This window comes from Escherichia sp. 93.0816 (assembly GCF_013368855.2).
Taxonomy (GTDB): domain Bacteria; phylum Pseudomonadota; class Gammaproteobacteria; order Enterobacterales; family Enterobacteriaceae; genus Escherichia; species Escherichia ruysiae.
In genome coordinates this window covers 171321-193588 of sequence record NZ_JABWNC020000004.1, presented here as the reverse complement: position 1 = coordinate 193588, position 22268 = coordinate 171321, and the positions used below count along the sequence as shown (strand labels likewise).

At 52.0% G+C, this 22268-nt stretch carries 21 protein-coding genes; 12 read left to right on the top strand and 9 right to left on the bottom strand.

Features of this window, described 5'->3' with window-relative positions; translation table 11 throughout:
- Positions 1 to 153: 153 nt before the first annotated feature.
- Together nuoM and nuoN are read left to right on the top strand one after the other, a co-directional pair.
- Complete coding sequence (nuoM, locus tag HEM79_RS07125; protein WP_000926452.1) at positions 154 to 1683, top strand: NADH-quinone oxidoreductase subunit M; 1530 nt, start codon at positions 154 to 156, stop codon at positions 1681 to 1683.
- Between the two features lie 6 nt (positions 1684 to 1689).
- The gene (gene nuoN / locus HEM79_RS07120) at positions 1690 to 3147 is read left to right on the top strand and encodes an NADH-quinone oxidoreductase subunit NuoN (RefSeq protein ID WP_176242319.1); all 1458 of its coding nucleotides are present in this window, start codon (positions 1690 to 1692) and stop codon (positions 3145 to 3147) included.
- A 68-nt stretch (positions 3148 to 3215) separates the two neighbouring features.
- On the opposite strand, the gene HEM79_RS07115 is transcribed toward nuoN, so the two are convergent.
- Together HEM79_RS07115 and HEM79_RS07110 are read right to left on the bottom strand one after the other, a co-directional pair.
- On the bottom strand, positions 3216 to 3719 hold the full coding sequence (locus HEM79_RS07115; protein ID WP_176242317.1) for a YfbM family protein: 504 nt from the start codon (positions 3717 to 3719) through the stop codon (positions 3216 to 3218).
- 101 nt (positions 3720 to 3820) lie between these two features.
- Positions 3821 to 4792, bottom strand: a complete 972-nt coding sequence (locus tag HEM79_RS07110; protein WP_176242462.1) for a M28 family metallopeptidase — start codon at positions 4790 to 4792, stop codon at positions 3821 to 3823.
- A gap of 136 nt (positions 4793 to 4928) precedes the next feature.
- On the opposite strand from HEM79_RS07110, the gene HEM79_RS07105 reads away from it, so the two are divergent.
- Entirely contained in the window at positions 4929 to 6692 is a 1764-nt protein-coding gene (locus tag HEM79_RS07105) for a vWA domain-containing protein (RefSeq protein WP_176242315.1), read from the top strand.
- Between the two features lie 121 nt (positions 6693 to 6813).
- On the opposite strand, the gene rbn is transcribed toward HEM79_RS07105, so the two are convergent.
- Entirely contained in the window at positions 6814 to 7731 is a 918-nt protein-coding gene (gene rbn / locus HEM79_RS07100) for a ribonuclease BN (protein WP_176242313.1), read from the bottom strand.
- A gap of 64 nt (positions 7732 to 7795) precedes the next feature.
- On the opposite strand from rbn, the gene HEM79_RS07095 reads away from it, so the two are divergent.
- The 9 genes from HEM79_RS07095 to pmrD all read left to right on the top strand — a co-directional run bounded on the left by HEM79_RS07095 (position 7796) and on the right by pmrD (position 16067).
- Positions 7796 to 8257 carry a GNAT family N-acetyltransferase gene (locus HEM79_RS07095; protein WP_000568143.1) on the top strand — a complete coding sequence of 154 codons (462 nt, stop codon included), beginning with the start codon at positions 7796 to 7798 and terminating at the stop codon, positions 8255 to 8257.
- A gap of 54 nt (positions 8258 to 8311) precedes the next feature.
- The gene (gene elaB / locus HEM79_RS07090; RefSeq protein WP_000070621.1) at positions 8312 to 8617 is read left to right on the top strand and encodes a stress response protein ElaB; all 306 of its coding nucleotides are present in this window, start codon (positions 8312 to 8314) and stop codon (positions 8615 to 8617) included.
- A 78-nt stretch (positions 8618 to 8695) separates the two neighbouring features.
- On the top strand, positions 8696 to 9991 hold the full coding sequence (gene menF, locus HEM79_RS07085; protein ID WP_176242312.1) for an isochorismate synthase MenF: 1296 nt from the start codon (positions 8696 to 8698) through the stop codon (positions 9989 to 9991).
- An 88-nt stretch (positions 9992 to 10079) separates the two neighbouring features.
- The gene (menD, locus tag HEM79_RS07080) at positions 10080 to 11750 is read left to right on the top strand and encodes a 2-succinyl-5-enolpyruvyl-6-hydroxy-3-cyclohexene-1-carboxylic-acid synthase (RefSeq protein WP_176242310.1); all 1671 of its coding nucleotides are present in this window, start codon (positions 10080 to 10082) and stop codon (positions 11748 to 11750) included.
- Positions 11747 to 12505: a 2-succinyl-6-hydroxy-2,4-cyclohexadiene-1-carboxylate synthase gene (gene menH, locus HEM79_RS07075; protein ID WP_176242308.1), complete on the top strand. Its 759-nt coding sequence runs from the start codon at positions 11747 to 11749 to the stop codon at positions 12503 to 12505. Before menD ends, menH begins: the two co-directional genes overlap by 4 nt.
- 14 nt (positions 12506 to 12519) lie before the next feature.
- A complete protein-coding gene (menB, locus tag HEM79_RS07070; protein WP_000639990.1) occupies positions 12520 to 13377 on the top strand; it encodes a 1,4-dihydroxy-2-naphthoyl-CoA synthase in 858 nt (285 codons plus the stop codon).
- Positions 13377 to 14339 (top strand): o-succinylbenzoate synthase, encoded by a 963-nt coding sequence (menC, locus tag HEM79_RS07065; RefSeq protein WP_021551116.1) that lies wholly within the window; start codon positions 13377 to 13379, stop codon positions 14337 to 14339. Before menB ends, menC begins: the two co-directional genes overlap by 1 nt.
- Positions 14336 to 15691, top strand: a complete 1356-nt coding sequence (gene menE / locus HEM79_RS07060; protein WP_176242306.1) for an o-succinylbenzoate--CoA ligase — start codon at positions 14336 to 14338, stop codon at positions 15689 to 15691. Before menC ends, menE begins: the two co-directional genes overlap by 4 nt.
- 109 nt (positions 15692 to 15800) lie before the next feature.
- Entirely contained in the window at positions 15801 to 16067 is a 267-nt protein-coding gene (pmrD, locus tag HEM79_RS07055; RefSeq protein ID WP_176242304.1) for a signal transduction protein PmrD, read from the top strand.
- Here the strand turns inward: pmrD and arnF are convergent.
- Genes arnF through arnC form a run of 6 tightly spaced genes read right to left on the bottom strand, consistent with a single transcriptional unit; the run spans position 16061 to position 22268 of the window.
- Positions 16061 to 16447, bottom strand: a complete 387-nt coding sequence (gene arnF / locus HEM79_RS07050; RefSeq protein ID WP_176242303.1) for a 4-amino-4-deoxy-L-arabinose-phosphoundecaprenol flippase subunit ArnF — start codon at positions 16445 to 16447, stop codon at positions 16061 to 16063. The genes pmrD and arnF overlap by 7 nt on opposite strands.
- Positions 16447 to 16782: a 4-amino-4-deoxy-L-arabinose-phosphoundecaprenol flippase subunit ArnE gene (gene arnE / locus HEM79_RS07045; protein WP_000638003.1), complete on the bottom strand. Its 336-nt coding sequence runs from the start codon at positions 16780 to 16782 to the stop codon at positions 16447 to 16449. The genes arnF and arnE overlap by 1 nt, the downstream gene beginning before the upstream one ends.
- Positions 16779 to 18431 carry a lipid IV(A) 4-amino-4-deoxy-L-arabinosyltransferase gene (gene arnT, locus HEM79_RS07040; RefSeq protein WP_176242301.1) on the bottom strand — a complete coding sequence of 551 codons (1653 nt, stop codon included), beginning with the start codon at positions 18429 to 18431 and terminating at the stop codon, positions 16779 to 16781. The genes arnE and arnT overlap by 4 nt, the downstream gene beginning before the upstream one ends.
- Positions 18431 to 19321 carry a 4-deoxy-4-formamido-L-arabinose-phosphoundecaprenol deformylase gene (gene arnD / locus HEM79_RS07035; protein WP_176242299.1) on the bottom strand — a complete coding sequence of 297 codons (891 nt, stop codon included), beginning with the start codon at positions 19319 to 19321 and terminating at the stop codon, positions 18431 to 18433. The genes arnT and arnD overlap by 1 nt, the downstream gene beginning before the upstream one ends.
- On the bottom strand, positions 19318 to 21300 hold the full coding sequence (gene arnA / locus HEM79_RS07030; protein ID WP_176242297.1) for a bifunctional UDP-4-amino-4-deoxy-L-arabinose formyltransferase/UDP-glucuronic acid oxidase ArnA: 1983 nt from the start codon (positions 21298 to 21300) through the stop codon (positions 19318 to 19320). Before arnA ends, arnD begins: the two co-directional genes overlap by 4 nt.
- Entirely contained in the window at positions 21300 to 22268 is a 969-nt protein-coding gene (arnC, locus tag HEM79_RS07025; protein WP_176242295.1) for an undecaprenyl-phosphate 4-deoxy-4-formamido-L-arabinose transferase, read from the bottom strand. Before arnC ends, arnA begins: the two co-directional genes overlap by 1 nt.

Below are 22268 nucleotides of genomic sequence, written 5' to 3'. Positions count from 1 at the left end.
GGAATTGCCCCTGGGCATATAAGTACGTAGGTCGGATAAGCCGCCTTCGCGGCGCATCCGACACTACAACCGCAATCCGAAGAGAATTTTCTGTCGTGAGAATTCGTTGAAAATCCGGTCCTGACGGGACTTTTACAAGGAATAAAGATCGCCATGTTACTACCCTGGCTAATATTAATTCCCTTTATCGGCGGCTTCCTGTGCTGGCAGACCGAACGCTTTGGCGTCAAGGTGCCGCGCTGGATCGCGCTGATCACCATGGGATTGACGCTGGCGCTGTCGCTGCAACTCTGGTTGCAGGGCGGTTATTCACTGACGCAATCCGCCGGAATTCCGCAGTGGCAGTCTGAATTCGACATGCCGTGGATCCCGCGTTTTGGAATCTCTATCCATCTCGCCATTGATGGTCTGTCGCTGCTGATGGTCGTCCTGACCGGTCTGCTCGGCGTGCTGGCGGTACTTTGCTCGTGGAATGAGATCGAAAAATATCAGGGCTTCTTCCACCTCAACCTGATGTGGATCCTGGGCGGCGTTATCGGCGTGTTCCTTGCCATCGACATGTTCCTGTTCTTCTTCTTCTGGGAAATGATGCTGGTGCCGATGTACTTCCTGATCGCATTGTGGGGGCATAAAGCCTCTGACGGTAAAACGCGTATCACGGCGGCAACCAAGTTCTTCATTTACACCCAGGCGAGTGGTCTGGTGATGTTGATCGCCATCCTGGCGCTGGTTTTTGTTCACTACAATGCGACCGGCGTCTGGACCTTCAACTATGAAGAGCTGCTGAATACGCCAATGTCCAGCGGTGTGGAATATCTGCTGATGCTGGGCTTTTTCATCGCCTTTGCGGTGAAAATGCCGGTGGTTCCACTGCACGGCTGGCTGCCGGATGCGCACTCTCAGGCACCGACTGCCGGTTCCGTTGACCTCGCGGGGATCTTGCTGAAAACCGCCGCTTACGGTCTGCTGCGTTTCTCCCTGCCGCTGTTCCCGAACGCGTCGGCAGAGTTCGCGCCAATCGCTATGTGGCTGGGTGTTATCGGCATCTTCTACGGTGCGTGGATGGCCTTTGCCCAGACCGATATCAAACGTCTGATCGCCTACACCTCGGTTTCCCACATGGGCTTCGTGCTGATTGCTATCTACACCGGCAGCCAGTTGGCCTACCAGGGCGCGGTAATCCAGATGATTGCGCACGGCTTGTCGGCGGCGGGTCTGTTTATTCTTTGTGGTCAGCTTTATGAACGTATCCATACCCGCGACATGCGCATGATGGGCGGTCTGTGGAGCAAGATGAAATGGCTGCCAGCACTGTCGCTGTTCTTTGCGGTGGCAACGCTTGGGATGCCAGGCACCGGTAACTTCGTCGGCGAATTTATGATTCTGTTCGGCAGCTTCCAGGTTGTCCCGGTGATTACCGTTATCTCTACCTTTGGGCTGGTCTTTGCATCTGTTTATTCGCTGGCGATGTTGCATCGCGCTTACTTCGGTAAAGCGAAAAGCCAGATTGCCAGCCAGGAACTGCCAGGGATGTCGCTGCGTGAGCTGTTTATGATCCTGTTGCTGGTGGTGCTGCTGGTACTGCTGGGCTTCTATCCGCAGCCGATTCTGGATACCTCGCACTCTGCGATTGGCAATATCCAGCAGTGGTTTGTTAATTCCGTTACTACTACAAGGCCGTAAATCGCCATGACAATAACTCCACAAAACCTGATCGCACTGCTACCGTTGCTGATCGTCGGCTTGACGGTGGTGGTTGTGATGCTCTCCATTGCGTGGCGACGCAATCATTTCCTCAACGCTACGCTCTCGGTTATTGGGCTTAACGCGGCGCTGGTTTCGCTCTGGTTTGTCGGCCAGGCGGGCGCTATGGACGTTACGCCGCTGATGCGCGTTGATGGTTTCGCCATGCTTTACACCGGGCTGGTACTGTTGGCGAGCCTCGCCACCTGTACTTTCGCCTACCCGTGGCTTGAAGGCTATAACGACAACAAGGATGAGTTCTACCTGTTGGTGTTAATTGCCGCGCTGGGCGGGATCCTGCTGGCGAATGCCAACCATCTGGCGTCTCTGTTCCTCGGTATTGAACTGATCTCTTTGCCGCTGTTTGGCCTGGTCGGTTACGCTTTCCGCCAGAAACGTTCGCTGGAAGCCAGTATCAAATACACTATCCTTTCTGCCGCAGCGTCTTCTTTCCTGCTGTTCGGTATGGCGCTGGTGTATGCGCAGTCTGGTGACCTGTCGTTTGTTGCACTGGGTAAAAACCTTGGCGATGGTATGCTCAACGAGCCGCTGTTGCTGGCAGGTTTCGGCCTGATGATTGTTGGCCTCGGCTTTAAACTCTCTCTGGTGCCGTTCCACCTGTGGACGCCAGACGTATACCAGGGCGCGCCTGCGCCGGTTTCCACCTTCCTGGCGACGGCGAGCAAAATCGCTATCTTCGGTGTGGTGATGCGTTTGTTCCTTTACGCACCGGTGGGTGACAGCGAAGCGATTCGCGTGGTGCTGGCGATTATCGCCTTTGCCTCCATCATCTTCGGTAACCTGATGGCGCTGAGCCAGACCAACATCAAACGTCTGCTCGGTTACTCGTCTATCTCTCACCTCGGCTATCTGCTGGTGGCGCTGATTGCGCTGCAAACTGGCGAGATGTCGATGGAAGCGGTAGGGGTTTACCTGGCCGGTTATCTGTTCAGCAGCCTCGGCGCGTTCGGTGTGGTCAGCCTGATGTCCAGCCCGTATCGTGGCCCGGATGCTGATTCCCTGTTCTCTTACCGTGGTCTGTTCTGGCATCGTCCGATCCTCGCGGCAGTGATGACGGTGATGATGCTGTCTCTGGCCGGTATCCCGATGACGCTGGGCTTTATCGGTAAGTTCTACGTGCTGGCGGTCGGTGTCCAGGCACACTTGTGGTGGCTGGTGGGTGCCGTGGTTGTCGGTTCGGCAATCGGCCTCTACTACTACCTGCGCGTGGCGGTGAGCCTGTACCTGCACGCACCGGAACAACCGGGTCGCGATGCACCATCAAACTGGCAGTACAGCGCGGGCGGTATCGTGGTGCTGATCTCCGCACTGTTGGTACTGGTGCTGGGTGTATGGCCGCAACCGCTGATTAGCATTGTGCGTTTGGCAATGCCGATGATGTAAGTCGTCAGTCTGTAAGCTGAGAAAGCCGCCGACATGTTCGGCGGTTTTTTTATGGTGCCCTGACACCATCACCCAACAATAACCGTCAGCGCATGATTCCCTTGCCGTAGCATACGTCTGTACGCACTAATCAGCTTTTCCATATCAAGCATGATCGAAGCAAAGAGTTGCCCCTCTAATTCTTCTGAAAAGGTCACTCCCGGATATATCTCCATTTCATTGAGTCGCTGAATGGAAAACTGTTTACGCAGCTCATTTCGGTCGAGTGCCTCCAGGCGGTCGATAGTGGCGGCTAACTCCTGATTCCAGGTCAATCCCAGGAAACCATCTATGCCATCTTCGAGACTATGTTCACCGAGCACCGCACGACTCAGCGGATCATTTTTTGCTGGATCAAAGGCAGATGTGCCCGTCAGGCCAAAATGTAAAAAATCCCAGCGTTTATCAATATCCAGTCGCCTTAAGCCTGAAAGCGTTTCATGAATATCGTCCATTAAAGATTTTTCATTAGACTCAATCAGCTTGTTGGCCTTTTCTGAGTTTATTTCCGCAAAATACGCAATCATTCCCATCTTATTTCTCCCGTCAGATTTCCTTTTGCGCATCTTAAAACAGACGGAGAAAAATAAAATATACAAGCTGCTTTTTCTGGAGCCGCCTCGAGAAAATTTTATTATTTACTGTTGTACAACAAGGTTATAACACCATCCACCACCTGCGCCATTTTCTGATAGTTCAGTCTGTCTGCTGTATCGCCGGGCTGGTGATATTGTTTATTACGATAAAAAGCGGTGTCTGTAATCATGACGGCGGGAATACCTTGCTGCCAGTAATTAAGGTGGTCGGAGAAATCAATACCGGGAATAAAACCAGGGGCATTAATAGAATAAACAGATAATTCTTTTGACGATAACAACGCGGCTTTTACCTGACGCACGGCGCTGATATCCTGCATTCTGCCGACCACAGCAATAAAGTCACCTCGATCGGGATAAAGCCAGGACATCGCAGAGTAAGGATAGTCTTGACTCCCAGGCGCGGAATCATAAAACCCAATCATTTCAAGGGATATCATCAGTTTAACCGGGCGCATCAGGGTAACGGCATGTACCGCGCTTCCCATTTCGTCACTGCGAAAGAAGGGCGGCTCTTCTGAAGCATAGGCAACCAGTTGTACGCCAATAGCTGGTGCTTTCTGTTGTAGCAGACGCGCCAGTTCCAGTAATCCTGCGACGCCGCTGGCGTTATCATCTGCACCAGGCGTATAGATTAATTGGTCGTTTTCATAACTGGTTGCGGAATCATAGTGCGCACCAATAATAATCAGCGGTCCATCCTGTGGACCATAGTCAGCAATAATGTTTTTGTAAGGCCCATCAATAATAGGAACCCTCTGTTCGGTAACTTTTGCCCCGCTTTGTGTGAAAATATTTTTAATATAGCTGGCAGATATATTCAATTTATCAATATGATCAGCACTGCGTGGATACTCTGTTTGTGAAAGATAACGTACCGTTTTTTCTAGCTGCTCAGGGCTGGCATGTTGCGGTGAGGGGGGTAAGGCGCTGACGTAAGGTTGATATAAAACAAGTAAAGGAAGAGAAAATATTAGCAATATGACATAGAGAGGAATTATTCTTTTCATATATTTATTGTTGATGAAATGTGTTGTTTTATCATTATTCATGATGAGTGCCAGTAATGTATTTAATTAATACTGACAGGAATATACAAAAGACATATTTTACGCCAGGTTCATGATTTTTTTAAAAGGAAGTTGTATGAGAAATAAAAATATAATTATGTTGCTTATTGGTGGTTTGATTTTGACAGGATGCGGACAGGAGCCTGATGATAAGGAAAACCCGCAGCACCAATCTACTACATCGACAGACCAGCAAGCGCGTGCCGCGCAACAAGCGGCAACAAAAGTGGCTGAGCAAAGAGCCGCCGCTGCTAAAGCCGCTGCAGACGCGAAAGCAAAAGCCTTAGTCCAGCAAGAAGCGCAACAATACTCAGACAAACAAGCTTTACAGGGGCGATTGCAGGAAGCGCCAACATATGAAAGAGCGGCTAAAGCAAAAGCTACACATATCTCAAATCCTGGAACCGCTCGCTACCAGCAGTTCGATGACAATCCGGTTAAGCAGGTAGCGCAAAACCCGTTGGCGACGTTTAGCCTTGATGTTGACACCGGCAGCTATGCAAATGTACGCCGTTTTCTCAATCATGGGCAGTTGCCTCCGCCAGATGCAGTGCGGGTGGAGGAGATGGTGAATTACTTTCCGTCAGACTGGGTTATTAATGATAAAAGCAATAATAAAGAGCTTGTTCCCGCCAGTAAGCCTGTACCTTTTGTTATGCGCCACGAACTGGCACCGGCGCCATGGAATGAGCAGCGAACCTTACTGAAAGTGGATATTCTGGCGAAAGATCTCAAAAGTGAAGCGTTGCCTGCTTCTAATCTGGTCTTTCTTATCGACACGTCCGGGTCAATGTATTCTGATGAACGCTTACCTCTAATTCAGTCTTCTTTGAAATTGCTGGTCAAAAAACTCCGTGATCAGGACAACATTTCTATCGTGACCTATGCCGGTGACTCCCGTATTGCGTTGCCTTCTACCTCCGGGAATCATAAAGATGAAATCAATGCTGCTATTGATTCGCTGAATGCCAGAGGTAGCACTAATGGCGGTGCCGGGCTGGAGATGGCTTATCAGCAGGCAGCGAAGGGGTTTATTAAAGGTGGCGTCAATCGCATTTTATTAGCAACTGACGGTGATTTTAACGTTGGCATTGACGATCCAAAATCGATTGAATTAATGGTGAAAAAACAGCGGGAGTCTGGTGTTACGCTATCGACGCTGGGCGTAGGAGGGGATAATTACAATGAGGCAATGATGGTGAGAATTGCCGATGTCGGCAACGGTAATTACAGCTACATTGATACCCTCTCTGAAGCGCAGAAAGTGTTAAACAGCGAAATGCATCAGACGTTGGTTACCGTGGCGAAAGATGTTAAAGCGCAGATTGAGTTTAACCCGGCGTGGGTGACGGAATATCGTCAGATTGGTTATGAAAAGCGCCAACTGCAGGCAGAAGATTTTAATAACGACAATGTTGATGCTGGCGATATTGGCGCAGGTAAACATATAACTTTGTTATTTGAATTAACGCTGAACGGACAAAAAGCGTCAATTGATAAATTACGCTATGCACCGGATCAGAAATCAGCGAAATCGGACAAAGCGAAAGAGCTGGCATGGTTAAAGATACGCTGGAAATACCCTCAGGGAAAAGAAAGTCAGTTAGTCGAATTCCCACTGCCACCGACAATTAATGCTCCTTCTGAAGATATGCATTTTCGCGCAGCAGTAGCTGCATATGGGCAAAAGTTACGCGGTTCTGAATACCTGAACAATACATCCTGGCAGCAGATCAAACAGTGGGCGCGGCAGGCAAAAGGGCAAGATACTCAAGGTTACAGAGCTGAATTTATTCGCCTGACTGAACTGGCGGAAGGTCTGGACAATTCACAAAACTAAAAATGATAAATCTGTTTGCCTGATATCGACATCAAGCGTATTCGGCAAACAGATGAAAGATATGTCGAATAAGTACGTTGGCATCATTAAATTAATCCGCCAACTAACTACCGCTTTCGATTTAAATGCTAAACACCGCGAAATCGCTCGCCAGTTCTGTTGCCGGGAAAATTGCCCGGCACTCGCGTAATAAATGCTGACAGCCTTTATCATCATAGCGTGAGCTGACGTGGGTAATGATCAATTTGCCGACACCCGCCTCACGAGCCAGAGTCGCCGCCTGACGGCTTGAACTGTGCCCACGGCTGTTAGCTTTGGCTTCCATCTCCATATCCAGCGTCGTTTCGTGAACCATTATGTCGACACCTTTAGCAAGATCGATTGCGGCATCGCAAGGGCCGGTATCACCAAAAATAGCGATTGATTTACCCGGTGTAGGCGCGGCTAAGTAATCAGCGCCGTTAATCTGCCGACCGTCTTCCAGCGTGACTGTTTTGCCTTTTTTCAAATCCTGGAACAGCGGACCGGGTTGTACGCCGGCATCTTTTAACGCCTGGGCATTCAGCGCGCCTGGTTTATCATGTTCTTCAATACGATAGCCGTAACACTCAAGTGGATGTTCCATTGGATATGCCGTTACCTTGCGCAGGCCATCATCAACTATTTCTCCTGCCGTAATTTCAACAATTTCCAGCGGATAATCGGTCCATGAGCCGCTAATGCGTAACGCTGTCTCAACAAATTCGCGGATACCTTTCGGACCATAAATCGTTAATGGTTGCACAATGCCTGACATGGAACGACTGCATAGCAACCCGGGCAAGCCAAAAAGGTGATCGCCATGAAGATGGCTTATAAAAATCTTGTCCAGTTTTCCCGGGTTAAATGCCGTGTGCAACATCTGGTGTTGTGTACCTTCACCACAGTCAAATAACCAAAGCCCGGCTTGCGTCGGATGTTGCAGATTAAGCAATATGGCTGTGACATTACGTGTCCGGGTCGGAACACCTGCTGAAGTGCCTAAAAAAATTAATTCCATGAGTTCATCACGCTGCTGAAAATATTCCGGCTAGTATAAAGCAAACAGCACAAAGGAGCCTTCCATGATCGACTGGCAAGATCTGCATCATTCTGATTTATCCGTTTCTCAGCTTTATGCCTTATTACAACTGCGTTGTGCGGTATTTGTAGTGGAACAAAACTGTCCTTACCAGGATATCGATGGTGACGATCTGGAGGGAGAAAATCGCCACATTCTCGGTTGGCATAACGGGACACTGGTGGCGTATGCGAGGATTCTGAAAAGTGACGACGAACTGCAACCCGTCGTGATTGGTCGGGTGATTGTCAGCGAAGACTTACGCGGCGAAAAAATCGGTCAACAATTGATGAGTAAGGCGCTGGAATCGTGTACTCGCCACTGGCCGGAGAAGCCGATTTATCTGGGGGCGCAGGCGCATTTACAAAACTTTTATGGGCAATTTGGTTTCATCCCTGTGACCGATATTTATGAGGAAGATGGTATTCCGCATATCGGGATGGCGCGCGAGGTTATTCAGGCGTAATCGATAACCGTTGTCTATAGTTAGTGGCAGGTTTTACGCAAATGGAGAACGATAATGTCTAATCAGTTTGGTGATACACGTATCGATGACGACCTGACGTTGCTGAGTGAAACACTTGAAGAGGTACTACGTTCCTCTGGCGATCCCGCCGATCAAAAATATGTTGAGTTAAAGGCGCGTGCAGAAAAGGCGCTGGATGATGTGAAAAAAAGGGTAAGCCAGGCTTCTGACAGTTATTACTATCGGGCGAAGCAGGCGGTTTATCGCGCCGATGACTACGTCCACGAAAAACCCTGGCAGGGAATTGGCGTTGGCGCGGCTGTTGGACTGGTATTAGGACTATTGCTGGCACGCCGTTAAAACCTCCCTACACTGGGGTACTGCATTTTTTCTGTAGTACCCCGTATAATGTGAGGCTTTTAACAGGGAGAGGTCCGCGTGCAATCACTTACTACGGCGCTGGAAAATCTACTGCGCCATTTGTCGCAAGAGATTCCGGCGACACCCGGCATTCGGGTTTTCGACATTCCTTTCCCTCTCAATGACGCTTTTGATGCCTTAAGCTGGCTGGCCAGTCAGCAAACGTACCCGCAATTTTACTGGCAACAACGTAATGGTGATGAAGAAGCTGCCGTGCTGGGCGCGATTACCCGTTTTACGTCGTTGGAGCAGGCACAACGTTTTCTTCGTCAGTATCCAGAACACGCCGACTTACGCATCTGGGGACTGAATGCGTTTGACCCGTCGCAGGGCAATCTACTTTTACCACGCCTGGAATGGCGGCGCTGTGGCGGTAAAGCCACGCTACGGCTGACGCTATTCAGTGAAAATTCCCTTCAGGACGATGCAGTTAAGGCAAAAGAATTTATCGCCACACTGGCGAATATTAAACCTTTGCCCGCGTTACGTTTAACCACCACGAAAGAACAACACTGGCCGGACAAAACTGGCTGGACGCGATTAATCGAACTGGCAACGAAAACCATCGCTGAAGGTGAGCTCGACAAAGTGGTTCTTGCTCGGGCGACTGACCTGCATTTCGCAAGTCCGGTCAATGCGGCGGCGATGATGGCTGCCAGTCGTCGGCTCAATCTGAACTGCTATCATTTTTACATGGCCTTTGATGGCGAAAATGCTTTTCTTGGCTCAACGCCTGAGCGGCTATGGCGGCGGCGAGACAAAGCTCTGCGTACCGAAGCCCTGGCGGGAACGGTAGCAAATCATTCTGATGATAAGCAGGCGCAGCAGTTGGGTGAGTGGCTGATGGCGGATGATAAAAACCAGCGCGAGAACATGCTGGTGGTGGAAGATATCTGCCAACGATTGCAGGCCGACACCCAGACGCTGGATGTGTTACCGCCGCAGGTACTGCGTCTGCGTAAAGTGCAGCATCTGCGCCGCTGTATCTGGACTTCACTCAACAAAGCGGATGATGTGATCTGTTTACATCAGTTGCAGCCAACGGCAGCAGTTGCTGGTTTGCCGCGCGATCTGGCGCGGCAGTTCATCGCCCGGCACGAACTGTTCACCCGTGAATGGTATGCCGGTTCTGCGGGTTATCTCTCATTACAACAAAGCGAATTCTGCGTTTCCCTGCGCTCGGCGAAAATCAGTGACAATGTGGTGCGATTGTATGCCGGAGCAGGCATTGTGCGAGGCTCAGACCCCGAGCAAGAGTGGCAGGAAATCGACAACAAAGCGGCAGGGTTGCGAACATTATTACAAATGGAATAGTAATGAGTCGCATCATTACCGATTCATATCAATAATCTATTTTTGTAGCTCCTTATACTTAGCCGCAATATTGATACCGGACAAACTCATGTCAGTAAGCGCATTTAACCGACGCTGGGCGGCGGTCATTCTGGAAGCATTAACGCGTCATGGCGTCAGACACGTCTGCATTGCCCCTGGCTCCCGTTCTACGCCGTTAACGTTAGCGGCGGCGGAAAATTCTGCATTCATCCACCACACCCATTTTGATGAGCGTGGGCTGGGGCATCTGGCGCTGGGGCTGGCGAAAGTCAGCAAACAGCCGGTGGCGGTGATAGTGACTTCCGGCACGGCGGTGGCAAATCTCTATCCGGCACTGATTGAAGCGGGGTTAACTGGAGAGAAACTGATCCTCTTAACCGCCGATCGTCCGCCGGAACTGATCGACTGCGGCGCGAATCAGGCGATTCGCCAGCCGGGAATGTTCGCCTCTCACCCCATGCATAGTATTTCACTACCGCGTCCGACGCAGGATATTCCCGCTCGCTGGCTGGTATCCACCATCGACCATGCTCTCGGTACGCTTCATACTGGCGGAGTTCATATCAACTGCCCGTTTGCTGAACCGTTGTATGGCGAGATGGACGACACCGGGCTTAGCTGGCAACAACGTCTGGGCGACTGGTGGCAGGACGATAAACCGTGGCTGCGTGAAGCGCCTCGTCTGGAGAGCGAAAAACAGCGCGACTGGTTCTTCTGGCGGCAAAAGCGTGGCGTGGTCGTTGCGGGTCGCATGAGTGCGGAAGAGGGCAAAAAAGTGGCCCAGTGGGCGCAAACTCTTGGCTGGCCGCTGATTGGCGACGTATTGTCGCAAACCGGGCAGCCGCTGCCGTGCGCTGACCTGTGGTTAGGCAATACCAAAGCGACCAGCGAGTTACAGCAGGCGCAGATTGTTGTGCAACTGGGAAGCAGTCTGACCGGCAAACGGTTACTGCAATGGCAGGCGAGTTGTGAGCCGGAAGAGTACTGGATTGTTGATAATATTGAAGGGCGACTCGACCCGGCGCACCATCGTGGACGTCGGCTGATTGCCAATATCGCCGACTGGCTGGAGCTGCATCCGGCAGAAAAACGCCAGCCCTGGTGCGTTGAGCTCCCGCGCCTGGCTGAACAGGCAATGCAGGCGGTTGTTGCGCGCCGTGATGCATTTGGTGAAGCGCAACTGGCGCATCGCATCAGCGACTATCTGCCGGAGCAGGGGCAACTGTTTGTCGGTAACAGTCTGGTGGTGCGTCTGATCGATGCGCTCTCGCAACTTCCGGCAGGTTATCCGGTTTATAGCAACCGTGGAGCCAGCGGTATTGACGGACTGCTCTCTACCGCCGCAGGCGTTCAGCGGGCGAGCGGCAAACCCACGCTGGCGATTGTTGGCGATCTCTCTGCACTTTACGACCTGAACGCACTGGCGTTACTGCGCCAGGTTTCCGCGCCGCTGGTATTAATAGTGGTGAACAACAACGGCGGGCAAATTTTCTCGCTGCTACCAACGCCAACAAGCGAGCGTGAGCGTTTCTATCTGATGCCGCAAAATGTCCATTTTGAGCACGCCGCTGCGATGTTTGAGTTGAAATATCATCGCCCGCAAAACTGGCAGGAACTTGAAACGGCGCTTGCCGACGCCTGGCGCACCCCGACCACCACCGTGATTGAGATGGTGGTTAACGACACCGATGGTGCGCAGACCCTCCAGCAGTTGCTGGCGCAGGTAAGCCATTTATGATCCTGCACGCGCAGGCAAAACACGGCAAGCCAGGTTTACCCTGGCTGGTTTTTTTGCACGGTTTTTCCGGCGATTGCCAGGAGTGGCAGCAAGTCGGCGAAGCGTTTGCCGACTACTCGCGGTTGTATGTTGATCTCCCTGGTCACGGCGGTTCGGCGGAAATTAGCGTCGATGGATTTGATGATGTCACCGACTTACTGCGTAAAACCCTTGTTAGTTACAACATACTTAACCACTGGCTGGTGGGGTACTCGCTCGGCGGACGCGTGGCAATGATGGCGGCTTGTCAGGGGATGCCGGGGCTTTGTGGCGTTATTGTCGAAGGTGGTCATCCTGGGCTGCAAAGTGCTGAACAACGCGCGGAACGCCAGCGTTCCGATCACCGTTGGGCGCAGCGTTTTCGCACAGAACCATTAACGGCGGTCTTTGCCGACTGGTATCAACAACCGGTTTTTGCCTCGCTCAACGATGAGCAGCGCCAGGAACTGGTGACGCTGCGTAGTAACAATAACGGCGCAACGCTTGCCGCCATGCTGGAAGCAACCTCATTGTCCGTCCAGCCTGATTTACGTGCTAACCTTAGCGCCCGCACATTTGCGTTTTATTATTTATGTGGTGAACGTGACAGCAAATTCCGCGCTCTGGCGGCGGAACTGGCTGCTGACTGCCATGTCATTCCTCGCGCCGGACATAACGCGCATCGGGAGAATCCCGCTGGCGTAATCGCAAGTCTGGCGCAGATCTTGCGTTTCTGACTAAAGGACACACTATGATTTATCCTGATGAAGCAATGCTTTACGCACCGGTTGAATGGCACGACTGTTCCGAAGGTTTCGAGGACATTCGTTATGAAAAATCTGCCGACGGTATCGCAAAAATCACCATTAATCGTCCGCAGGTGCGCAATGCCTTCCGTCCTCTGACGGTAAAAGAGATGATCCAGGCACTGGCGGATGCGCGTTATGACGACAACATCGGCGTGATCATTCTGACTGGCGCAGGCGATAAAGCGTTCTGCTCCGGCGGCGATCAGAAAGTCCGTGGCGATTACGGCGGTTATAAAGATGACTCCGGCGTACATCACCTGAACGTGCTGGACTTCCAGCGTCAGATCCGTACCTGCCCGAAACCAGTTGTCGCGATGGTTGCTGGCTACTCTATCGGCGGCGGTCACGTTCTGCACATGATGTGCGACCTGACCATTGCGGCAGAAAACGCCATCTTCGGTCAGACTGGCCCGAAAGTCGGCTCCTTCGACGGCGGCTGGGGTGCTTCCTATATGGCGCGTATTGTCGGACAGAAAAAAGCGCGTGAAATCTGGTTCCTGTGCCGTCAGTACGACGCAAAACAGGCGCTGGACATGGGCCTTGTGAACACCGTTGTGCCACTGGCGGATCTGGAAAAAGAAACCGTCCGCTGGTGCCGCGAAATGCTGCAAAACAGCCCGATGGCGCTGCGCTGCCTGAAAGCTGCACTGAACGCAGACTGCGACGGTCAGGCAGGGCTGCAAGAGCTGGCGGGTAACGCCACCATGCTGTTCTACATGACGGAAGAAGGTCAGGAAGGTCGTAATGCTTTCAACCAGAAACGTCAGCCTGATTTCAGCAAATTCAAACGGAATCCGTAATGCGTAGCGCGCAGGTATACCGCTGGCAGATCCCCATGGACGCGGGGGTGGTTCTGCGCGACAGGCGGTTAAAAACCCGCGACGGGCTGTACGTTTGCCTGCGCGACGGCGAGCGCGAAGGGTGGGGAGAGATCTCCCCACTGCCGGGCTTCAGTCAGGAAACCTGGGAAGAGGCGCAAAGTGTGCTGCTTGCCTGGGTAAATGACTGGCTGGCAGGCGATTGCGAATTACCGCAAATGCCTTCCGTCGCCTTTGGCGTAAGCTGTGCATTGGCGGAACTGGCAGACACGTTGCCGCAAGCAGCCAATTACCGTGCGGCACCGCTGTGTAATGGCGATCCTGACGATCTGATCCTCAAACTTGCCGATATGCCAGGTGAGAAAGTGGCGAAGGTCAAAGTGGGATTATACGAAGCCGTGCGCGACGGCATGGTGGTGAATCTGTTGCTGGAAGCGGTTCCGGATCTGCATTTGCGTCTTGACGCGAATCGCGCCTGGACGCCGCTGAAGAGCCAGCAGTTTGCCAAATACGTTAACCCGGATTATCGCGACCGCATCGCTTTTCTCGAAGAGCCGTGCAAAACCCGCGATGATTCCCGCGCCTTTGCCCGTGAAACCGGCATTGCCATTGCCTGGGATGAAAGCCTGCGCGAGCCGGATTTTGCCTTTGTGGCGGAAGAGGGTGTGCGCGCGGTGGTTATCAAACCCACACTCACTGGCAGCCTGGATAAAGTACGCGAGCAGGTGCAGGCGGCGCACGCGCTGGGGCTGACGGCGGTGATCAGTTCTTCCATCGAGTCGAGCTTAGGCTTAACGCAACTGGCGCGGATTGCGGCCTGGTTAACGCCAGACACCATTCCGGGGCTGGACACACTGGATCTGATGCAGGCGCAGCAGGTTCGTCGCTGGCCGGGTAGTCCACTGCCGTTAGTGGAAGCAGATGCACTGGAGCGGCTGCTATGATCTTCTCTGACTGGCCGTGGCGTCACTGGCGGCAAGTGCGGGGAGAAGCCATCGCCTTGCGTCTCAACGATGAGCAACTCAACTGGCGCGAGCTTTGTGCTCGCGTCGATGAATTAGCCTCAGGCTTTGCGGCGCAGGGCGTGGTTGAGGGCAGCGGCGTGATGCTGCGGGCGTGGAATACGCCGCAAACGCTGCTGGCCTGGCTGGCGTTGCTGCAATGCGGTGCGCGGGTGCTTCCCGTCAATCCACAGCTTCCGCAGCCGTTGCTTGAGGAGTTGCTGCCCAATCTTACTCTGCAATTTGCGCTGGTGCCGGAAGGGGAGAACACCTTTCCGGCGTTAACGTCGCTGCAAATTCAGGCTGGGGAGGGCGCATATGCAGCTATGTGGCAGCCGACACGTCTGTGCTCAATGACGTTGACCTCTGGTTCTACCGGGTTGCCGAAAGCCGCTGTTCATACTTATCAGGCTCATCTTGCCAGCGCCGAAGGTGTGTTATCGCTGATTCCGTTTGGCGAGCACGATGACTGGCTGCTCTCTTTGCCGCTATTTCACGTTTCCGGTCAGGGAATTATGTGGCGCTGGTTATACGCTGGCGCGCGGATGACGGTACGCGATAAACAGCCGCTGGAGCAAATGCTGGCAGGCTGTACTCACGCTTCGCTGGTGCCGACGCAGCTCTGGCGTTTGCTGGTTAACCGTAGTTCAGTTTCCCTGAAAGCGGTATTGCTTGGCGGCGCGGCGATCCCGGTCGAGTTGACGGAACAGGCGCGCGAGCAGGGCATCCGTTGCTTTTGCGGCTATGGTCTGACGGAGTTTGCCTCCACGGTGTGTGCAAAAGAAGCCGACGGTCTGGTGGACGTCGGTTCGCCGTTGCCCGGTCGGGAAGTAAAAATCGTTAACGATGAAGTGTGGTTGCGTGCTGCCAGTATGGCAGAAGGTTACTGGCGTAACGGGCAACTGGTGCCACTGGTGAATGACGAAGGCTGGTACGCTACGCGCGATCGCGGCGAGATGCATAACGGTAAACTGACCATTGTCGGGCGATTAGATAATCTGTTCTTTAGCGGTGGTGAAGGTATTCAGCCGGAAGAAGTGGAGCGGGTTATTGCTGCGCATCCTGCGGTTTTGCAGGTGTTTATCGTCCCCGTTGCAGACAAGGAGTTTGGTCATCGCCCGGTGGCTGTCGTGGAGTATGACAGCGAAGTCGTTGATCTTAGCGAATGGGTGAAAGATAAACTGGCACGTTTTCAGCAACCGGTGCGTTGGCTGACGCTTCCGCCTGAACTGAAAAACGGCGGCATTAAGATCTCACGCCAGGCGTTGAAAGAGTGGGTTCAACGCCAGCAGTAATGGATCATCCGTTTCACATCTCATTTTTGCCATTCCATTGCCGTTGATAAAGAGTTTATCTGTTAATCTGTAACTTAATGTGAAAACTCTTAGCAAACAGGATAATGCAATGGAATGGCTGGTCAAGAAATCATGTTGCGACAAACAAGATAACAGACATGTTCTTATGCTCTGCGGTGCTGGCGGTGCGATAAAAATGATCGCTGAAGTGAAGAGTGACTTCGCCGTGAAAGTGGGGGATTTACTCTCGCCTTTGCAGAATGCGCTTTATTGTATTAATCGTGAAAAGTTGCACACGGTGAAAGTCCTCTCGGCAAGCAATTACAGCCCCGATGAGTGGGAACGGCAGTGTAAACCGGCTGGGAAAACTCAGTAACGTTGTTTTGTCGTGGGCAGGAAAATCAGCATTAATCCGCTCACAATACAGGTTACGCCCAGCAGTGCCTTCAGTGAAAACGTCCCTTCCCAGCCAGGAAGTACCATTGAAGCAATCCATACCAGTACATAACTCATACTCAGTAAGGCATAGGCTTTGCTGAGTGCCAGTTGATGTAACGCTTTATACCAGCAAAAAACGGAGATCAGATAACCAGACAATCCGACCAGCAGCATCTGAGCACCGGTATCAAAAGCAAAAAACGCTGCGATAAAATCCCGCCACTGCGTCATCGGCGGCAGATGACTTGCCGCATAACCCAGACTTAATTGTGCTGCAGAAGCAATAATGACGCTGAATAATCCCCACATCAGACCCATTATACGGTACTCCCCAGGATCACAATGCCGCCAATAATGAATGCCACCCCGCACCAGTGACGCATCGATACCGGCTCGTGCCACAGTTTTACCGCAGCCAGCGTCACCCAGACAAAATTCAGACTCAACATCGGGTAGGCAATGCCCACCGGTACATTCTGTAAGACCAGTAGCCAAAGCACCATCGCAAGGCCAAGACAAGCCAGCGCCAGTCCCAGCCACAGTACGATATGTTTGCGTCGTTTGTTTATTGCCACAAAGCCGGTTGCCTGTTTCTGACACAACTGCCCGGCTACACTAAGCAGGCTGGCAAAGACTAAAATCAGCCAGATCATTTGGGGCGATACTGAATGAGCACCAGACGCCCCTGGTGATCGATGGCATCGGCGGGCGGAATGGCGAGACTGTTGATGTCTTCATCACGGTCAACCGAAAGCACGAGTGTAATAATCCCCTCCTGACGATGTTGATTAAGCCACCGGGCGAACTCATCACCTCTGACAAATCTCCCTTGCGCATCCGGATAATTAAGGCCGTATTTCAACTCACCTGTCTGGCGATACATGATGATGTCATCGCGTTGCAGGCTCCATGCCAGACCTGCGGCAACACCGACGCTATCAGTAAGAATATAGCGGCTCGGCTGAAGTGATTCTTGCGTCATCTCGACAAAAAATTGCGGATGTTTTCCTTCCATAACTCTGTCAGGAATTGAAAATCCTACCAGCAACGCCATCCCCAGCGGGCAAAGTGCGGCAAAAGGCCAGGTTTTATCCACGTTTGTTAAGGTGTACCAGCCGAAAAATGCCCACAGCGAAAAAATAGACCATGAGCAAAAGACTTTATAGATCTCGAAAGTCTGCCAGACAGGTGTATTCATCGGCCCCCAGGGGGAGACAACAAACGTGGCAATAATGCCCGTGACGCCAAATGCAATGTTAATCCAGCCATTAATTCGCAGCGCCAGAGGATTATTTTTTGCCGACTGCAAAGCGTAATGCGCCATCAACATCGCTAAAGGCGCAAAGCAGGAGAGAATATAAGTGGGCAATTTGCCTTTGGCGACGGAGAAAAACAGCAGCGACATCACCATCCAGCTTAACAAATAGACGGTTGCGGAATGATTGCGATTTTTCCAGCCTGCGTAAAGTGCGCCGGGGAGTAATCCCAGCCACGGCAGGCTACCGGCAATGATGACAGGCAAGTAGTACCAGATCGGGGCTTTATGTTGGGCATCATCCATCGCAAAGCGTTGAATATGCTCAACCCAGAAAAAATAGTGCCAGAAATCAGGCTCCCGCTGCGCTATCGCCAGCCCCCAGGGGAGAACCGTTAGTACGCAACTGATAACCGCCAGCCAGCCGTAAATAAAGAAATCTTTCCAGCGTTTTTGCGTCGCTACCCACGGCAGCACGCTTAATACCGGCACGGCGAGGGCGAGGAAACCTTTGGTCATCACCCCCATGCCACAGGTTAACCCCAGCAGCAAAAATCCCGCGCTTTTGCCTCTCCTCGTTTGTGCCTGCATTGCCAGCCAGAAGCTGCACATTCCCGCCACCAGCCAGAATGCAATAAATGGATCGAGCACGGCATAAGTGCCGATGGCATAGACAATAAACAGCGAGAGATAAACCATAGCGGCGAGTAGTGCCAGACGCTTATCGCGCCATAAGCGCAGAGTAAACCAGGCCACCAGCGCGGTGGTTAACAGGGTCGCAAAGATGACACCAGCCCGCACACCAACGTTATTCGCGCCAAATAACCATTGCCCAATACTGTTAATCCAGTATCCGGCAATGGGTTTTTCGAAATAACGTAGCCCTAACAAATGGGGCACAATCCAGTCGCCGGAAGCCAGCATTTCCCGACTAATTTCCGCATAACGCGTTTCATCCGGTTGCCAGAGCAGACGTGTGCTGATCGGTAACACGTAATAACAGACAATAAACGCAAAGAGGCCGATAAGGTAACGTATCGATTTCATCACCGACTACCCACAGCTTGTTGGCAACCCAGCCAGCCTTCACGTCCGGCAATATTTCCGCGAACGACGTGCCCGAGCGGCAACGTCTCTGATAACAGTTCGCTTAAAGGGCAAAATGTCACGCCTTCCTGGGCGGCGCGTTTCAGGAGATCCACAAAATTATGCTGATAAGCGCAGCCTTCAACTTCTGCATGAATGGTATAAACCGGCGTGCCTTTATCTCGCAGGATGCGGTTGAGCAGCCAGCCGTTGAAATCTTCTGCTTTCACATTCCGACCAATCACTTCATCCCAGGTGGGTAAGGTCACCGGGATTTGCGCAGTGCCGGGCTTTCCTGATTCGAGCAATGGACGAAACGGCATCGCCCCACGACAATCGCTGTTGTAGCGCAAATGGAACGCTTCTTTTGCTTCGATCACCTGCTGGTCGGCACGCCAGCCAGCGGCAGCGGAGCAGGTTACCGGTTGGCCGATAATCTCTTCCAGAGTGCGAAGGCCGTGTGCGATATCGTCGACCATTGTTTGCCGATCCCAGTGACCGATATGGGCTTGCCAGGCATGGTGATCCCAGGCGTGCAGGCCGACTTCGTGGTGTTTAGCCGCTTCACGAATGATATCGGCGTTAGCATGACCAATCTCTTTACCTGGCCATGCCGTACCTGCCAGTAAAATATTCCAGCCATAAAGCGATGCCGCGTTTGAGCGCAGCATCTTCCACAAAAACTGTGGCCTCACCAGTCGCCAGAGATGGCGGCCCATATTGTCCGGGCCGACGCTGAAAAAAATGCTGGCCTGAATATTATGCTTACTCAAGATTTCCAGCAGACGCGGCACGCCTTCACGGGTGCCACGAAAGGTGTCGACATCAATGCGTAAGCCCACTTTGATCATGATGATTTTTCCGCAAGATCGACAGTGCGCAGGAAGAAATCCAGCGTTTCGTCGATGGTTTCCTGCATATCAATTTTCGGTTCCCAGCCCAGGCAGCGGCGAGCATTGCGGATACTTGGTTTACGATGCTCTACGTCCTGATATCCTTTGCCGTAGTAACTGCTACTTTCTACCACGCGAAAGCCTGCAAACGGTGGGAAGTGATGGCGCAGTGGATGTTTTTCAAAGCTCGCCAGCAGCATCTCGCCCAGTTCCTCAATGCTCGCTTCGTTATCAGGATTGCCAATGTTGATAATTTCGCCGTCGCAGCGATTTCCCGCATTTTCGATAATGCGGTATAACGCTTCAATGCCATCCCGAATATCAGTAAAGCAGCGTTTTTGTTTTCCGCCATCAATCAGCTTAATTGGTGAGCCTTCCACCAGATTAAGAATGAGTTGGGTAATTGCGCGCGAGCTGCCGATTCGTGCCGCATTAAGGTTATCCAGCCGTGGCCCCATCCAGTTAAACGGGCGGAAGAGGGTGAACTGTAAACCTTCTTTTTCGCCATAGGCCCAGATCACCCGATCAAGTAATTGTTTTGAAACCGAATAAATCCAGCGCGGTTTATTCACCGGGCCGACGATCAAATTAGAATGGTCTTCATCGAAGTATTTATCACCACACATCCCATAAACTTCTGAAGTCGATGGGAAGATGATTCGCTTACGGTACTTCACGCAATAACGGATAATGCGCAGATTCTCTTCAAAATCGAGTTCAAATACGCGCAGTGGGTTGCGGGTATATTCAATCGGTGTGGCTATCGCCACCAGCGGCAAGACGACATCACATTTTTTGACGTGATACTCAATCCATTCGGAATGAATACTGATATCGCCTTCGACAAAGTGAAAATGCGGATGATTAAGGAAACGACTAATGGCGTCGCTGCCGATATCCAGACCGTAAACTTCATAATGATCTTCGCGCAGCAGGCGTTCTGTCAGATGGTTGCCAATAAAGCCATTAACGCCAAGGATGAGTACCCGGGTACGGCGTCGGGCAGCGCAGGTTGATTGGCTATTTAATCGAGAACCTTGCACCAGCCCCAGCGTTTGCGCTAATTGTGAGCCTTGCATGGTAATGCCGTCGCCCGCCTGTCCGGTGACGATTTCCAGCGTGCTATAACCACAGGCAATCAACAGCGGTGCAACAGAAATCACGCTGCCCGGTTGTGCGGCAGTAGTAAGAGAATGTACGCGGGACGACCAGACTGTAAATTTCTGATTGCCAACATAACTAAAGGCGCCAGGCCAGGGATCGGCAACGGCACGCACCATGTTGTGGAGTACACAAGCCGGTTTATGCCATTCCAGGCGGCTGTCCTCCGGTGTTCTGCAACCAAAACAGGTGGCTTCGTTCTCACGCTGGGCGATTTCCAGAATATTACCGTGTTTAATCGCGGGTAATGTCTGTTCCAGCAACTGACGCGCGGCGTGGCACAATTTATGATGTAGCGTAATGGCAATATCGTCTGGCGCAATGGCAACGCGCAGTTGGGCAATAATGGCTCCGGCATCGGCGCGTTTCACCATTCGGTGCAACGTAACGCCTGTTTCCGTTTCACCGTTCACCAGCACCCAGTTCAGCGGCGCGCGACCACGATATTTCGGTAACAGCGAACCATGCAGATTAAATGCGCCTGCGGTAGCAAGCTGCAAAATATCGCCACTGATCAGATGGCGATAATAAAAAGAGAAAATCACATCAGGTGACAGTTGGGCTATGCGTTCTACCCACAGCGGATGATTAACATTATCTGGCGCATAAACCGGAATGTCTCTTTCCGCCGCCAGACGAGCCACCGAACCATAAAAGGCTTTTTCACCGGGATTATCAGTATGGGTAAAAATGGCGCTAATTTCGTAACCGGCAGCCAGCAGAGCTTCAATACCGAGGCATCCCATATCGTGGTAGGCAAAAACGACGGTTTTCATTATTCATTTTCCTTGCTGGATGGACGGATAACTTGCTGAACAAAATAGCGGGGGCGGGCGCGGACATCGGTGTAGATCCTGCCGATATATTCACCGAGCAAGCCCATGCCGATAAACTGAGCACCAATAAAAGTAAACAGCACGGCAAACAGCATAAAGACGCCCTCTGCCGCCCATTGTGGCCCGAGGGTCAGGCGTAAAATCACCAGCAGTACCGCGATGCTAAAACCTCCAATCGCAATAATGCTGCCGAGCAGACTCAGCATACGTAGCGGCGTAGTGGTAAGGCAGGTCACCAGGTCGTACATCAAATTAATCAGGCGCATAAAGCTGTATTTGGATTCACCAAATTCACGCTCGGCATGATGCACTGGAATTTCAATGGCGCGGCGGGCAAAGATATTCGCCAGAATCGGGATAAAGGTGCTGCGTTCATGGCAGTGCAGCATGGCATCGACAATATGCCGGCGATAGGCGCGCAGCATACAGCCGTAGTCGCCCATCGCTTTGCCGGTGGTGCGCTGGATCAACCGGTTAATCATCTTCGAGGCGGATTTACGAAACCAGCTGTCCTGGCGGTTCTGGCGCACAGTCCCTACCACGTCGTAACCTTCATCGGCTTTTTCCACCAGGTGGGGGATTTCTTCTGGCGGATTCTGGAGATCGGCATCAAGAGTAATAATTAAGTCGCCGGTAACGTGACTGAATCCCGCCATAATTGCCGAATGTTGTCCGTAATTGCGATTAAGCAAAATAGACACAATATGGCTGCCCTCCGCTTGTGAGGCATCGACCAGCATTTGCGCGGAATTGTCGTTGCTGCCGTCATCAATCAGCAGAATTTCATACTCTTTCCCCAGCGATTCACAGACTGTGGTGGTGCGCCTGATTAATTCCGGTAAACTTTCCTGCTCGTTATAAACGGGAATAACCACCGAGACTTTCTTAACAGGGTGGATTTCAAACAT

Coding starts and splice junctions, on each gene's coding strand:
- arnA (WP_176242297.1), bottom strand. CDS start 21,300: ATGAAAACCGTCGTTTTTGCCTACCACGATATGGGATGCCTCGGTATT.
- nuoM (WP_000926452.1), top strand. CDS start 154: ATGTTACTACCCTGGCTAATATTAATTCCCTTTATCGGCGGCTTCCTG.
- HEM79_RS07110 (WP_176242462.1), bottom strand. CDS start 4,792: ATGAAAAGAATAATTCCTCTCTATGTCATATTGCTAATATTTTCTCTT.
- HEM79_RS07115 (WP_176242317.1), bottom strand. CDS start 3,719: ATGGGAATGATTGCGTATTTTGCGGAAATAAACTCAGAAAAGGCCAAC.
- menD (WP_176242310.1), top strand. CDS start 10,080: ATGTCAGTAAGCGCATTTAACCGACGCTGGGCGGCGGTCATTCTGGAA.
- nuoN (WP_176242319.1), top strand. CDS start 1,690: ATGACAATAACTCCACAAAACCTGATCGCACTGCTACCGTTGCTGATC.
- menH (WP_176242308.1), top strand. CDS start 11,747: ATGATCCTGCACGCGCAGGCAAAACACGGCAAGCCAGGTTTACCCTGG.
- rbn (WP_176242313.1), bottom strand. CDS start 7,731: ATGGAATTAATTTTTTTAGGCACTTCAGCAGGTGTTCCGACCCGGACA.
- arnC (WP_176242295.1), bottom strand. CDS start 22,268: ATGTTTGAAATCCACCCTGTTAAGAAAGTCTCGGTGGTTATTCCCGTT.
- menE (WP_176242306.1), top strand. CDS start 14,336: ATGATCTTCTCTGACTGGCCGTGGCGTCACTGGCGGCAAGTGCGGGGA.
- arnT (WP_176242301.1), bottom strand. CDS start 18,431: ATGAAATCGATACGTTACCTTATCGGCCTCTTTGCGTTTATTGTCTGT.
- arnE (WP_000638003.1), bottom strand. CDS start 16,782: ATGATCTGGCTGATTTTAGTCTTTGCCAGCCTGCTTAGTGTAGCCGGG.
- menC (WP_021551116.1), top strand. CDS start 13,377: ATGCGTAGCGCGCAGGTATACCGCTGGCAGATCCCCATGGACGCGGGG.
- HEM79_RS07095 (WP_000568143.1), top strand. CDS start 7,796: ATGATCGACTGGCAAGATCTGCATCATTCTGATTTATCCGTTTCTCAG.
- arnF (WP_176242303.1), bottom strand. CDS start 16,447: ATGGGTCTGATGTGGGGATTATTCAGCGTCATTATTGCTTCTGCAGCA.
- menB (WP_000639990.1), top strand. CDS start 12,520: ATGATTTATCCTGATGAAGCAATGCTTTACGCACCGGTTGAATGGCAC.
- arnD (WP_176242299.1), bottom strand. CDS start 19,321: ATGATCAAAGTGGGCTTACGCATTGATGTCGACACCTTTCGTGGCACC.
- HEM79_RS07105 (WP_176242315.1), top strand. CDS start 4,929: ATGAGAAATAAAAATATAATTATGTTGCTTATTGGTGGTTTGATTTTG.
- pmrD (WP_176242304.1), top strand. CDS start 15,801: ATGGAATGGCTGGTCAAGAAATCATGTTGCGACAAACAAGATAACAGA.
- elaB (WP_000070621.1), top strand. CDS start 8,312: ATGTCTAATCAGTTTGGTGATACACGTATCGATGACGACCTGACGTTG.